16 protein-coding genes and 1 tRNA gene are annotated in these 12465 nt (G+C 44.6%); 12 read left to right on the forward strand and 5 right to left on the reverse strand.

Annotated elements, in window-relative coordinates; translation table 11 throughout:
* Positions 1-144 precede the first annotated feature (144 nt).
* Both ACR1R9_RS05715 and ACR1R9_RS05720 read left to right on the forward strand, forming a co-directional pair.
* Positions 145-357 (forward strand): hypothetical protein, encoded by a 213-nt coding sequence (locus ACR1R9_RS05715; protein ID WP_076288191.1) that lies wholly within the window; start codon positions 145-147, stop codon positions 355-357.
* Positions 351-632 (forward strand): hypothetical protein, encoded by a 282-nt coding sequence (locus ACR1R9_RS05720; protein WP_076288192.1) that lies wholly within the window; start codon positions 351-353, stop codon positions 630-632. The genes ACR1R9_RS05715 and ACR1R9_RS05720 overlap by 7 nt, the downstream gene beginning before the upstream one ends.
* Positions 633-693: 61 nt before the next feature.
* Here the strand turns inward: ACR1R9_RS05720 and ACR1R9_RS05725 are convergent, their stop codons facing one another.
* The 3 genes from ACR1R9_RS05725 to ACR1R9_RS05735 form a co-directional block, all read right to left on the reverse strand.
* Entirely contained in the window at positions 694-930 is a 237-nt protein-coding gene (locus ACR1R9_RS05725) for a DUF3892 domain-containing protein (protein ID WP_076288193.1), read from the reverse strand.
* Positions 931-1040: 110 nt separating this feature from the next.
* Entirely contained in the window at positions 1041-1484 is a 444-nt protein-coding gene (locus ACR1R9_RS05730; protein WP_076288307.1) for a GNAT family N-acetyltransferase, read from the reverse strand.
* A 236-nt stretch (positions 1485-1720) separates the two neighbouring features.
* Positions 1721-1966 (reverse strand): hypothetical protein, encoded by a 246-nt coding sequence (locus ACR1R9_RS05735; protein ID WP_326065849.1) that lies wholly within the window; start codon positions 1964-1966, stop codon positions 1721-1723.
* A 153-nt stretch (positions 1967-2119) separates the two neighbouring features.
* Between ACR1R9_RS05735 and ACR1R9_RS05740 the strand changes: the two genes are divergently transcribed.
* Positions 2120-2192 (forward strand) — tRNA-Val (locus ACR1R9_RS05740).
* A gap of 135 nt (positions 2193-2327) precedes the next feature.
* On the opposite strand, the gene ACR1R9_RS05745 is transcribed toward ACR1R9_RS05740, so the two are convergent.
* The gene (locus tag ACR1R9_RS05745; RefSeq protein ID WP_433921533.1) at positions 2328-2663 is read right to left on the reverse strand and encodes a winged helix-turn-helix transcriptional regulator; all 336 of its coding nucleotides are present in this window, start codon (positions 2661-2663) and stop codon (positions 2328-2330) included.
* A 127-nt stretch (positions 2664-2790) separates the two neighbouring features.
* On the opposite strand from ACR1R9_RS05745, the gene ACR1R9_RS05750 reads away from it, so the two are divergent.
* The 8 genes from ACR1R9_RS05750 (at position 2791) to ACR1R9_RS05785 (ending at position 8737) form a co-directional block, all read left to right on the forward strand.
* A complete protein-coding gene (locus tag ACR1R9_RS05750) occupies positions 2791-3987 on the forward strand; it encodes an NADH-dependent flavin oxidoreductase (protein WP_076288196.1) in 1197 nt (398 codons plus the stop codon).
* A gap of 225 nt (positions 3988-4212) precedes the next feature.
* A complete protein-coding gene (locus tag ACR1R9_RS05755) occupies positions 4213-4632 on the forward strand; it encodes an organic hydroperoxide resistance protein (protein WP_064636540.1) in 420 nt (139 codons plus the stop codon).
* 237 nt (positions 4633-4869) lie between these two features.
* Entirely contained in the window at positions 4870-5430 is a 561-nt protein-coding gene (locus ACR1R9_RS05760; RefSeq protein WP_433921532.1) for a YdhK family protein, read from the forward strand.
* Between the two features lie 86 nt (positions 5431-5516).
* On the forward strand, positions 5517-5696 hold the full coding sequence (locus ACR1R9_RS05765; protein WP_433921531.1) for a hypothetical protein: 180 nt from the start codon (positions 5517-5519) through the stop codon (positions 5694-5696).
* A 183-nt stretch (positions 5697-5879) separates the two neighbouring features.
* Positions 5880-6494: a TetR/AcrR family transcriptional regulator gene (locus ACR1R9_RS05770; protein WP_076288198.1), complete on the forward strand. Its 615-nt coding sequence runs from the start codon at positions 5880-5882 to the stop codon at positions 6492-6494.
* Between the two features lie 6 nt (positions 6495-6500).
* Complete coding sequence (locus tag ACR1R9_RS05775) at positions 6501-7241, forward strand: SDR family oxidoreductase (RefSeq protein WP_433921530.1); 741 nt, start codon at positions 6501-6503, stop codon at positions 7239-7241.
* A gap of 526 nt (positions 7242-7767) precedes the next feature.
* Positions 7768-8322, forward strand: a complete 555-nt coding sequence (locus tag ACR1R9_RS05780; RefSeq protein WP_076288201.1) for a copper amine oxidase — start codon at positions 7768-7770, stop codon at positions 8320-8322.
* Positions 8323-8419: 97 nt separating this feature from the next.
* Complete coding sequence (locus ACR1R9_RS05785; RefSeq protein ID WP_063565566.1) at positions 8420-8737, forward strand: DUF1292 domain-containing protein; 318 nt, start codon at positions 8420-8422, stop codon at positions 8735-8737.
* 238 nt (positions 8738-8975) lie between these two features.
* On the opposite strand, the gene ACR1R9_RS05790 is transcribed toward ACR1R9_RS05785, so the two are convergent.
* Entirely contained in the window at positions 8976-10451 is a 1476-nt protein-coding gene (locus tag ACR1R9_RS05790; RefSeq protein WP_063565751.1) for an aminotransferase class I/II-fold pyridoxal phosphate-dependent enzyme, read from the reverse strand.
* 294 nt (positions 10452-10745) lie between these two features.
* On the opposite strand from ACR1R9_RS05790, the gene ACR1R9_RS05795 reads away from it, so the two are divergent.
* Positions 10746-12038 carry an MFS transporter gene (locus ACR1R9_RS05795; protein ID WP_099858504.1) on the forward strand — a complete coding sequence of 431 codons (1293 nt, stop codon included), beginning with the start codon at positions 10746-10748 and terminating at the stop codon, positions 12036-12038.
* Positions 12039-12465 lie beyond the last annotated feature (427 nt).

Below are 12465 nucleotides of genomic sequence, written 5' to 3' on the forward strand. Positions count from 1 at the left end.
CAGGATAGGAACCAGACTTCCCTATGAAAGGGAGTGAGTCTGGTTTTTTTGTTTCAAAAAAATCCTTTTTTTAGTTGTTGAATAAAGAACTTATGTTCGCATATAATAATAAAACAAACACATGTTCTTATTGGAGGGATGATTATGCTAGGGAAATATATTGGTCAGATGGTGGAGCTCGTCTACATGGATCGTGCAGGGCATATTACACAGCGGCAGATTCGAATCAACAGTGTACGGGAAGGGAAGATTAGAGCATCCGCAGGAAAAGAGGGGTCACCCCGAACATTTCTGGAACAAGGTATTCTGGCATGGCGTCCCGTACTCCATAAGGAAGGGAAGGAAGAAATATGCTGAATGATTTTGAACGCAAAATTTTGCGTATAATTGTGAATTATGCAGGCCAGCGGCGCAGAGTGCCACGAATGGATGAGCTGGAGAATAAGACGGGAAGAAGCAAGGCGTTCATTCATGAGTCACTGCTGGAGCTTGAGCGCAGGCAGCATATTGTATGGGAGAACAAGTCTACGCTCGAAGGTATACTCATTTTGCAAGCATGGGAGCAGGCACCACAACCCATTCGCAAAAGCCAGCCTGCTGGCGATGCCGTGAAATATTTTACCGAATATTAAAACGTAAAAAACGCCAACCCGGAATGCCGGATTGGCGCCTTGTTAGGCATCGTAACATCTATTAGAAGATAGGAAGTTGATCAAGGTTATTGGTTGGGTCGCCGTCTGCGTCGCCGCGAATGTACATTTCGCCGTCTTTGCCTTTAAAGACGTTCACACCTGCAATTGCTCCTGCTTTTACTTCTGCCAGTGCCTGTTGGTAATCCAGCACACGTCCAGATGAAGTTTGGAACGCAGTCAGATCGCCGTCACCATTTTTTTGAACTGCTGTGAAGCTTTCGCGTGTCGTTTGATCCATGATGTCACACTCTCCTTATCTGACCAAATAGGAATCTGGTTACCTCTTTAGCCTGTCCGGATCAAAAAAAAGTATGCATAACATAACTTCATATCGCACGCAGAGGATATCTACAAGCTCTTTTGCATACGAACATGCAGAATGTCTGCATCATAAAAAGGCTCTTCCGAAATCACTTCATATCCGAGCTTTTCATAGAACTTCTGCGCCTGGCATTGCGCGTCCAAAACAGAGTAGGCTAATCCCAATTCACGTGCCCGTTCTTCCATGGCTAACAGCAACACACGTCCATAACCGAACGCACGATGAGATTTGAGTACAGCGATGCGCTGCATCTTGGCGGTATCCTTGGTGTAATAGATCAGGCGCCCCGTGGCTACAGCCTGTCCATCTTTACTCAACAATACGTGATGCACATCAGGACTGATAATATCATATTGATCAATCTCAATGTCAGCAGGTACCTGCTGCTCGATTACAAAAACATTATTACGAATATCCAGTGCTTTCTGGAGTTGTTCTTCAGTTGTTACATAACTAATCTCAGCTGCCAATTCCATACCTTCTTTCTGCTCTACGCTATCAGACTGAATTATACAAAAAAATGCTTTTCCTGTATAGTTAAGTCTGGAACATACTGGGAGAGGAGGTGCGAACCATGGGTATGGCGGGAGTGATGGCAATCACACTTTTGATGTCGGCCGGAATGATTGCTTTGTTATATTATGTGACCAAGAAGGCATATTCCAAAAAGTGGGACGAAGATGAGTGAAATGCGACATCATGTTCCTCAGGGTAAGACTTCAACATTGCCTTGTGGGGAGTAAACGTCATGCACAACAGACTTGGAATACACATCCAGCCAAACGGGCAGGTCATCATTAACCTCATTGGGTACTTTCAACTGTTGGAATTGTACAGTGTGTTCATCCCGTTCTAAACTACAACCGACAGAAACGTATATTAATGCAACAAGCGCAATCAAACAGGCTAAGTTTTTGGCTATGATAAATAAACGCAGTTTACGTTCTTTCATGTTCCTCATATGGAAGTCACCTCGTCATCAAAATGGTAATCTTTCCTTTATTGTGCACCAATTCGAATAAAATATTACCAATATAACGATTGACAATGAACACGGTTACTTGGTATGATACTGTTACTTGATTGGAGAACAATTAGATATCATGATCTGTTAGCTCAGCTGGGAGAGCACTATCTTGACAGGGTAGGGGTCAGTGGTTCGAGCCCACTACAGATCATAACAAAAAGTCCTTGCGCAGCAAGGGCTTTTTTCTTTTGTTTAGTTTTTTTGAGATGACATGATGAAGTCTTGGGGGACAATTGGGAACGAAAATTAAAAGAAATAAGCTATATACTTCGCTGCGCTACGTTCACTAACTCTTATGCAAATCAGCAAGATTCTGTTTACCCCAATCGCAGAGAATTTCCAGCACAGGCATCAGCGTTAATCCTTCACGAGACAAAGAGTATTCTACTTTTGGCGGTAATTGTGGATACTCTGTACGGATAATTAATTGGTCGGCCTCTAATTCTTTTAGCTGAGAGCTTAGCATTTTATGCGTAATGCCTTCCAAGGCTCTTTTCAATTCTCCATATCGCAATGTTTCTTTTTTCCATAACCAAAACAAGATATGCATTTTCCATTTTCCGCCGATCAAGGACATGGCATGTGAAAATGGTTTAACGTTTACTTCCTCAGCAGTTTCCATATTCCACTCTCCTTTTAGATAGTATCTACCTTTTAAGTGCATACTATACTCTTTTTTCACCCTACTATACAATAACTCATGAAACAGAGACAAGGGCGAACAAGCCTAATAAAGGGAGAGAATATATATGGAAAATAGTAATCGTAATTTCTTGCAGCCTTATACATTTGCGAATGGTTTTACGCTAAAAAATAGAGTGGTCATGGCACCGATGACAACGATGTCCAGTTTCTTCGACGGTTCAATTACCAATGATGAAGTCGATTATTATGCCGAACGGGCTGGTGGCCCTGGTATGATCATTACGGGTGTTGCATACGTAACTGAAGGGGGAAAAGGCTTCGAAGGTGAGCTATCCATCGCAAGTGATTCTACAATCAAAGGACTGTCCAAAATTGCAAGGGCCATTCAGAAAGACGGAACGAAAGCCATTGTGCAAATCTTTCATGCAGGGCGCAAAACGAACTCCAAAACGCTAAGAGGTGTTCAACCCACCAGTGCGAGTGCAATCGCTGCCGCACATCCAATCGGCTCGGAGACGCCGCGTGAATTAACACCTGAGGAAATCGAAAGCATTATTAAGGACTTCGGCAGGGCAACCTTGCGGGCCATACAAGCTGGTTTTGACGGAGTAGAGCTTCACGGGGCCAATACGTATCTGTTGCAGCAATTTTTCTCCGTCAATTCCAATCAACGATCCGATCAGTGGGGTGGCAGCTTTGAAAATCGTATGCGATTTCCGCTGGCAGTCATTCAGGAGGTTGCATCGGTTATCGATGCCCATGCGGATAAACCTTTCATCCTCGGTTATCGGATTTCACCGGAAGAAATTCATATGCCGGGCATCCAGCTCAAGGACTCCTTGGCGTTTGCCCAGGCTCTGACAGACACGCGAGTTGATTACATTCATCTGTCGATGGGAAGTTACAAACGAACATCATTAAATCACCCCGATGACAAAGAGCCGATCTTAACTAAATTCGTCCGGGTTTTGGATCACAAAAAACCTCTGATCGGTATCGGATCGATTGAGCGGCCGGAAGACGCAGAAGAAGTTATCAACGCCGGGGCAACTTTGGCTGCACTCGGACGGGAATTGATTCGCGAGCCGAAATGGGTACAGAAGGTAAAAGCAGGGGACCTTGGCAGCATTCGTTACCAAATTTCTCCGTCTGATATGGATGAACTGCGTATCCCTTTGGCAATGCAGACTTATCTGGAAGGTTCGTTTCGGGAGGTCATGCACTTTACTACCGACAGTCAGAAAGGGACTGACTACCAGAATTCACTTGCACCGATGGAGGGTTTTGAAAAGAAAATGTAAAAGTTAAACTAAATTAGATAGATTCAACTTTCGGATCATTAATAGTTATTTATTAATTCCGGAGCAACCATTTCCTGCTTTTACATGAGGGAATGGTTGTTTTTTTTATTTAATAATAATGATTTACAAACACAATTAAATTGTGTACAATCTAATTGTTAGCAAAATAAAAAGAGATATCATCTTTACAAAATAAAATTTAAACATACAGAGGAGACAATACTCATGAAAACATTATACGAAACTACAGTTATCAATACAGGTGGACGTCAAGGGATTGTGCAATCGCCGGATAACGTATTTATGCTTGATGTCGCTGCCCCGCCTGAACTGGGAGGCAAAGTAACGACAGCTACGAATCCCGAGCAATTGTTTGCAGCAGGATACAGTGCTTGCTTTAATTCAGCGCTGGAGTTTCAGTTGAAGAAACACAAAGTCGAAATTGAGAGAAGCACAGTATCGGCTACAGTTATGCTAGTAACGGACCCTACGGATAATGGTGTGAAGCTGGAAGTTGAACTTGAAGTTAAAATTGAGGGTCTGGATGAAGAGACAGCACAGAAATTTGTCAAACTTGCTCATGACTACTGCCCATATTCCAAAGGCATCAAAGGGAACGTTAATGTTACCGTGGGACTAGCCTAATCTTTGCCAGGGCGAATAAAACGGTTTTGTTCTGGACTTCACTATTGAAGTCTGAAGCATCTTTCTAAAATAATGTTCAACATACTGAAGGCCTCCGAGAAATCGGAGGTTTTTTGATATGTTTTTAATTCTTTTTGCGATATACAAAAATAGATAAAGAAATCGATCACGATTGAAATATACCCATATGGGGTATATTATAAGAGTAGAAAACGAAAGTTCAAAGGAGTGCAACTCATGAAAAAGTATGCAATGATATTGCTGACTACGGTGATCACGAGCAGTCTGATGTTAAGTGGATGTGGCAAAAATGCTGGGCAGGATAATAGCAGTAGTAACAGTCATACAGCGAGCACAGGAGAGATGCACCACTCGGATTCGGGAGAATTACCGGAAGGGCTTCAGGAAAAGAAAAATCCAACATATCCTTTGGGCAGCAAGGCCGTGATGAGTACGGACCATATGGCTGGAATGAAGGGTGCAGAAGCGACCATTGTGGGAGCCTATGAGACAACAGCCTATGCAGTCTCGTACACACCAACCACAGGGGGAGACACTGTGAAAAATCATAAATGGGTCATCCAAGAGGAGATTCAGGACCATACGGATCAACCGTATGCAGCAGGAGCAGAGGTTGTGCTGAACGCTGACCACATGCCAGGAATGAAAGGGGCTAAGGCAACGATTGACTCCGCTGAGCAAACGACGGTATATATGGTTGATTACACCCCGACCACAGGCGGAGATCCGGTGAAAAATCATAAATGGGTCACAGAAGAAGAATTGTCTATTCAATAATACTTTTTAAAGAATAATCAAATTCTCACTCAATTATGGGTTATACTGGAACAATAAGATTAAAGTTGCTGGAAAGGGGAATGTATATGATGGACTTCAGCAAGCCGCCCCATGCCTCCGAATCACATACACACAAACAGCGTCATGAAGAAAATGAACAACAGCTTTTAACCGGAGGGAAAAGTATTTGGTGGGAAATCAGCAATTGGCTAATTCTCGGTGGGATACTTGCGGTGATCTTCGTATTGTTTAAATTCGTGTTCTAGAAAAAGAGAAACATTAAAACTTTGGATAAGGGCCATATTAAATGGGCTCTTTTTTTTACGCTCGTACATATAAAATTATCAAGAATAACAAATGACAAAAATAATCATTTGTCATTTGTTATTCGTTATGTTAATCTAATTTCAACGGAGGTGACTTGAGGATGGTGCAACCATCTTAATCATATGGATAAAGACAAAACTTCTGAATTTTTAACCAAGGAACAAATTATCGCAGCAACGCAGGAAACTCTCCGGCGCTTCGGTGTTGCCAAAACATCTGTTACGGATGTCGCTAAATTGCTTGGAGTTAGTCACGGTACGATTTACAGGCACTATAAAAGCAAGAAAGAATTACTTGAAGGCGTGACCGCACAATGGCTCGAAGATGAGATTATCGCGCCTTTGACGGCCATAGCTAAGGATCAGAGTTACAACGGTGAGGGAACACGTCATTTGAAAGTATATATAGAAGTGTTAATCGCTCGTAAACGTCATTATGCCGAATCCGATGCAGAGTTGTTTGAAATGTACGCACGGGTAACCCAGGAATCCGCAGATATTATCGCTAAACATGTGCAACATCTTGTACGTCATCTGAGTGAGATTATCCAGCAGGAGAATCATTTCCAATTTAACAAACCAGATGTGGTTGCAACTGCGATCCTTCAAGCTACAGCTCGTTTTCATCATCCGGCACATGCCTATGAATGGCAAAGCCCTACAATTGATGCGGAATTTGCACAGGTGTGGTTGTTGATCGAAAAGGGATTATTACATTTGGAACAAGAGAGGGAGTAATTGTAAATGAAAAAGCTAACAGGTAAAGTGGCCGTTGTAACAGGCTCATCCCGGGGGATCGGACGTGCTATAGCTGAGCAACTCGCTGAAATGGGCGCGGATGTCGTCATTAACTACACGAGTAGCCCCGACAAAGCAGAGCAGGTTGCAGATATTGCTCGCCAAAAAGGAGTTCGTGCCATTACCGTTCAGGCTGACCTTGCCCGGAAGGAAGATGTGGAGCGTTTATTTTCCGAAACGATTAACCAGCTTGGAAAAATCGATATTCTGATCAACAATGCAGGCATCATGAAGACAACTCCTTTGGCAGATGTGACTGAGGAAGAATTCGATCAGCAGTTTGCGATTAATGTAAAAGGTACATTTTTTGCTTGTCAGCAAGCGTTGAAACACATGGAGGAACAGGGCCGAATCGTTAACTTCTCCACTTCTGTAACTGGACAGATGTTTCCGGGATACAGCGTGTACGCAGGTACCAAAGGAGCAGTTGAACAGATTACTCGTCAGCTTGCGAAGGAATTTGGCTCCAGACAAATCACTATTAATGCTGTTGCACCAGGTCCCGTGAATACCGAATTGTTTTCTGTTGGGAAGACGGAGCAGCAGCTCGAAGGAATGCGTAAAATGAATGCATTTGGTCGTCTGGGTGAACCGGAAGACATTGCAAATGTGATCTCATTCCTCGTCAGTGAAGAATCGCAATGGGTTACAGGACAGACGCTACGTGCAAACGGCGGTTTCATTTAAGGATATCATGCACGAAGTTTCCCCCTTTTGACACACAACCGGGCGAATCCCCATATGATGCATTACATCAGCAAGCAATTGGGGAAATGGGGAATCCGGGATGGCAAAAGCAAAGGGAAAAAAAGCTCCCGCGTTAAAGAGTGACAAACTTCGTGTATCCATGAAATTGGTTACTTCGGATGTATGTGAGCGTTGCAAGACCCCCTGTACACGAGGAATGGATTATGCAGCACGGATGCGAACCGATGGAGCTGTGGGCAAGGGCGTACCTTGTATATTAACTCGTCATACTTCGTAGTTAGCAGCATAATAAAATTGACCCAGAAGAAGTTCGTATAATTACGTATTGCCAACAACTATACTATAGGGGCGTCCTTTAACAAGGAACGCCTCTTTTTGATCGTTCCAAGGGGTGGAAAATATTCTGGATAAAAAATGAAAAATGATGAAAAACAGCGCAACTTTGTGGATGAACCTGCAGTATAAATGTACAACAGCTAGCAGCAGGGGAGGGAATATTGACGGAATGAAATGGAAAAGAATTTTGCTGTGTGTCACAGTATTCTCCTTGCTCGGCGGGTCTTTATTGTTTGCAGATTCAGTGAACGAGAAGATTCGGGTTCTCATTAACGGCAAGGAAGCAGCTGACGGTGGTTATCTGATTGACGGAACGACCTATGTACCTGTAAGGGAAGCGGGCGGAATCGCCAGATGGGATAGCACAAACAAGAGAGTAACGGTTATCAAACCGAATGTACATATTTTTCTCTTCAAGGGAGATACCGTGTTTGGCAACGTAAACGTGGGTAAGTTGAAATTTAATGTGTTCTCACAAGTCGACAGTTTGACGACGGATATAGCTGCCGTGAAGGTGACGATTACCAATCCAAGTGGTGAGGTTAAGGATATTCAGTCTCAAGAGCTCAAGACTCAGAAGGATAACTTCTGGTTCCGAACGTACGATTTTACGTATGATTTCAGCCGGGCTGGCAAGTACCAAGTCGGTTTTTATATTAAAGAAAATGCAAATAGTAATTATGTGCTGGCAGCCGAGAAAATCATTACCGCGCTGAACGATTGAAGCAAAAATAACCTTGGCGGTTAAATTGACCTGGACCATTGAACATGTTACGATATGCAAGGTTACACAATTTCTATTTATAAAGCGAGGTATATCAATGAGCGATCACACACATGAACACGGCGATGCCTGCGGATGCGGTCAAGACCACGACCACGACCACGAGCATGAAGAAGTTCTTCTGACACTGACAGACGAGAACGGAAATGACGTGGAAATGGTTCTGGTGGAGACGTTTGACGTGGAGAAGCATGTTTATGCGCTCCTGCTGGAACGTAACAATCCTGAAGCTGACGGCATCATTCTGCGTATGGAAGAAGAAGACGAGGAAATGGTGCTCTACAATATTGAAGACGAAGAAGAGTGGACCCGTGTTGAAGCGGCGTACAACGAACTCGTTGCAAGCCAAGAATAGTCATCCTTTTGGAATAAAGCAAGAAGGCTCCTTGATCATAGGGGGCCTTTTGTTTGCTTTTTATTAGGTGTAAATGTTGTTTTTTCTTGCCATAGGGACAGTGGAATAGGTGGGAAAATGCAAATAAGACAGCGATCATAACACAAGACAGGACAAGTCTGTGTGGAGAAAAAAATAAAAAGGACCAAGCATCCCGCTTGGTCCTTAGATCGATCAACCTCATGAAGAGGTGGCTGTTCTAGAAAATCGCATCTGCTTCCACAATGACTTTTACATTGGTTACGCTACGATCTTCAGGTCCTTTTACAGGCAGTCCAACTTCAACATGATCAATGATGTAGTCGATGTTCTCCTGAGTGATAACCTCACCTGGCAGCAGAATCGGAATTCCTGGTGGATATACGTAGATGAATTCCGAAATAATCCGGCCAGCGGATTCCTTGAAAGGAATGACTTCGGTATCACCATAGAACGCATCACGAGGAGTCAGCATCAGCTGTGGTACATCTGGAACCTTAACCACCAGCTCGTGGGCTGGATTCACTTGATAATACGTACGGGATAGATCTTGCAGGGCGTTCAGCAAGATTTCTACGGAGTCATCCGTATCTCCCGGCGTGATGAGGCACAGAATATTATACATATCACTGAGCTCTACCTCGATTTTGTAATGCTCACGTAGCCAGTTCTCTGTTTCGTAACCTGTAATTCCAAGGTGGCGAACATGAATGGTTACTTTGGTTGGGTCGTAATTAAAGGTAGCCTCTGTGCCCAGCAGCTCTCTGCCGAAGCAATACAGTCCGTCCATATCATTAATGGAGCGTCTTGCAAACTCAGCCAAATCAATGGCTTTCTGTGCCATCTGATGGCCATTCAGAGCCAGATTACGTCTCGACGTGTCGAGCGAAGCCAGAAGGATGTAGGAAGTCGACGTTGAAGTCAACATACTCAAAATAGTTTGTACACGTTGCGGATTCACATAGCCATTCTTCGTGTTCAGATTGAGTACAGAACTCTGAGTCATCGAACCACCCAGCTTGTGTACACTCGTCGCAGCCATATCAGCCCCGGCGGCCATGGCTGAGAGCGGCAGATCTTCATGGAAATGAATGAGTACGCCATGCGCTTCATCCACAAGTACTGGGACCTGATAGCTATGCGCCAGTTCAACAATTTCTTTTAGATCGGTACATACACCGAAGTACGTTGGGTTAATGACGAGCAATGCCTTGGCATCGGGATGACGCTCAAGGGCACGTCGGATCGCGCCTGTAGTGACACCGTGATCGATTCCTAGATTGGCATCCTGCGCTGGAGAGACGAACACGGGTTTCGCTCCTGAGAAAATGATGGCAGACATGACCGATTTATGCACATTACGGGGCACAATAATCTTGTCACCCGGTTCACATACGGACAGAATCATGGTCATGATGGCACTGCTTGTGCCTTGTACACTAAAATAGGTATAATCGGCTCCGAAGGCATCGGCTGCCAGAATCTGCGCTTCCTCAATGACACCGGTTGGCTGATGCAAATCATCTAGCGGTGCGATGTTAATCAAATCTATGGAGAGGGCATTATCGCCGATAAATTCACGAAATTCGGTGTCCGTTCCCAATCCTTTTTTATGTCCCGGAATATGAAATTGCACCGGATTGAGTGCCGCGTGATTTTTTAAAGCGGTAAACAGCGGCGTACGGCGGTGATCCATCAGTGCTGTCACAACCTTTCCTAATTATAATTTGTAAGAAAAACGTCTTTCGACGTAAATTCTATGAAGACAGACCGCATGTAGCGGATGTTTTTCTTGCGATCACGGATTTAGTTCAGCTTCGCTGATAACTTATCATTTTGTAATCTCAAACAAATTTGAGTATAGCAAATTAAGAACCGAATGCAAGCAATATTGCTTGACAATTTTTCGAATTGCTGAGATTTGGACACATCCCCGAGGGTTACAGTAAGGATAGGAGATGGGCAAGCAAGCATCGAAAGGGGAAAAAGAATGCAAACTAATACAAAACCAGCCAAAATCCTTCGATCACCTTTCTTTATCGCCATGTGGCTAACGCTTTTTCTAGTTGAAATCATCAAGGGTGCTCTGCTGGTCGCTATTTTGCCCGTGTATATGGACAATATTCTGGGCTTGTCCGCTGGCGTAATAGGTGTGGCCTTTGCCCTTCAATATTTGGGAGATAATCTGTTCAGGGCTCCCTCTGGCTGGGCAGCAGAACGGATCGGGTTCCGCGCTACAATGGTGACGGCCCTAATTTGTACATTAGTAGCTGTAATCATGATTATCTTTTTCAAAAGTGCATTTGGCCTTGCCATGGCTTGTCTCATTCTTGGAGTTGGTACGTCACCCCTTTGGCCTTGCGCCATGACGGGCGTGACCGCGATGTCGGGGCCGCAGAACAAGAACGGTACAGCCATGGGTGCGCTGGAGATGGCGGCACTTGGAGGAACTGGACTTGGGCCGATCGGCATGAACTGGCTATTGGAACGGACGCATCACGATTATCGCACCATTTTCCTAGTGTTGATGGGTGTTGCAATTCTGGTCATTCTGGTCGCTTTGATTCTGCCCGGACGTGTCGTTGTTGAGGGTGAGCATGCGGAAAGTGAGACTAAGCGGACAGATATGAAATATCCGGCTAAACCGAATATTCTTACGCCTTTCATCCGACTCAAAAACAGTGTCCAGGGCACATTGCAACGGGTACGCAGTACACTTAACGTGAATCCGCTCGTATATCCTGCACTGTTCATGCAGTCCTTTGTTATTGGTCTGCTCAGTCCTGTGATTACGCTATACACTCGCACAGATCTGCACATCTCGCCCAACCTGTACAGCTTGTTGTTGATAGCCGGTGGCGGGATTACGGTCATTGCACTGCTGCCTGTAGGGAAAATGGTAGACCGGTTTGGCACGGCACCGTTCCTGAACATCGGTTTTTTAATGGCAGCAGCAAGTCTGTTTGCTTTTTCTTCCATTACGTCTATTCCTGTTGTGTTCGGCATCGTCATGCTGGTTGGTGTCAGCTATGCGATGATTCTCCCGGCCTGGAATGCATTTGTAGCCACATTGATTCCCAAAGGAGAACGCGGAGCGATCTGGGGTTTCTTCCTGACCCTTCAGGGATCAGGCATGGTCGTAGGACCGATTGTATCCGGACTGCTGTGGGATCACATTAGTCATCCTGCTCCATTTATCGGAAGTGCTGTCGTTATGGCTGGACTTGCCGTTGTGCACTATGTGTTATCCCGTAAACCGTATCGTACAGCTCCTGCTAAATGATGCGATGAAGCCTGGTGAGGTTGATCTAATAAGAAAAGGGAGTTCCGGCAACCGTACAAGTTGTGGAACTCCCTTTTTATGTAGCATAGTCCATCTATTTAGCTAACGACGTGAAGATTATTCTGACCGCCGTAGTAGTCAACTTCGGGAGCTAACTGTTCACGGTACTCCATGTCTGCTTAAGACATAGACATCTTGTAGAGCGGCAGCAGTGTTTTGAACCTTGAACGAACTGTTTCCAGGAACTTGTCCCGATCTGCAGCCAGCGGATCATCCCGATCAACTCGCAGTCCGCACATGACCTCTGCATACCTCCATTTCGCGTCCGTTATATCATGAAAAAACGGGGGCTTGCCCCTGTGCATCTGCGGAAAGCTGCGATCCTCCGGATCAATCGGTGAAAAATAGTCAAATAACCAAGTACCCT

The organism is Paenibacillus taichungensis, from assembly GCF_050994985.1.
GTDB lineage: Bacteria > Bacillota > Bacilli > Paenibacillales > Paenibacillaceae > Paenibacillus > Paenibacillus taichungensis.

What these genes read in the sequence shown, in the direction of transcription:
- ACR1R9_RS05770 (WP_076288198.1), top strand. Translation starts at nt 5,880, where the DNA reads ATGGATAAAGACAAAACTTCTGAATTTTTAACCAAGGAACAAATTATC.
- ACR1R9_RS05780 (WP_076288201.1), top strand. Translation starts at nt 7,768, where the DNA reads ATGAAATGGAAAAGAATTTTGCTGTGTGTCACAGTATTCTCCTTGCTC.
- ACR1R9_RS05715 (WP_076288191.1), top strand. Translation starts at nt 145, where the DNA reads ATGCTAGGGAAATATATTGGTCAGATGGTGGAGCTCGTCTACATGGAT.
- ACR1R9_RS05775 (WP_433921530.1), top strand. Translation starts at nt 6,501, where the DNA reads ATGAAAAAGCTAACAGGTAAAGTGGCCGTTGTAACAGGCTCATCCCGG.
- ACR1R9_RS05720 (WP_076288192.1), top strand. Translation starts at nt 351, where the DNA reads ATGCTGAATGATTTTGAACGCAAAATTTTGCGTATAATTGTGAATTAT.
- ACR1R9_RS05765 (WP_433921531.1), top strand. Translation starts at nt 5,517, where the DNA reads ATGATGGACTTCAGCAAGCCGCCCCATGCCTCCGAATCACATACACAC.
- ACR1R9_RS05785 (WP_063565566.1), top strand. Translation starts at nt 8,420, where the DNA reads ATGAGCGATCACACACATGAACACGGCGATGCCTGCGGATGCGGTCAA.
- ACR1R9_RS05725 (WP_076288193.1), bottom strand. Translation starts at nt 930, where the DNA reads ATGGATCAAACGACACGCGAAAGCTTCACAGCAGTTCAAAAAAATGGT.
- ACR1R9_RS05735 (WP_326065849.1), bottom strand. Translation starts at nt 1,966, where the DNA reads ATGAAAGAACGTAAACTGCGTTTATTTATCATAGCCAAAAACTTAGCC.
- ACR1R9_RS05745 (WP_433921533.1), bottom strand. Translation starts at nt 2,663, where the DNA reads ATGGAAACTGCTGAGGAAGTAAACGTTAAACCATTTTCACATGCCATG.
- ACR1R9_RS05795 (WP_099858504.1), top strand. Translation starts at nt 10,746, where the DNA reads ATGCAAACTAATACAAAACCAGCCAAAATCCTTCGATCACCTTTCTTT.
- ACR1R9_RS05750 (WP_076288196.1), top strand. Translation starts at nt 2,791, where the DNA reads ATGGAAAATAGTAATCGTAATTTCTTGCAGCCTTATACATTTGCGAAT.
- ACR1R9_RS05755 (WP_064636540.1), top strand. Translation starts at nt 4,213, where the DNA reads ATGAAAACATTATACGAAACTACAGTTATCAATACAGGTGGACGTCAA.
- ACR1R9_RS05760 (WP_433921532.1), top strand. Translation starts at nt 4,870, where the DNA reads ATGAAAAAGTATGCAATGATATTGCTGACTACGGTGATCACGAGCAGT.
- ACR1R9_RS05790 (WP_063565751.1), bottom strand. Translation starts at nt 10,451, where the DNA reads ATGGATCACCGCCGTACGCCGCTGTTTACCGCTTTAAAAAATCACGCG.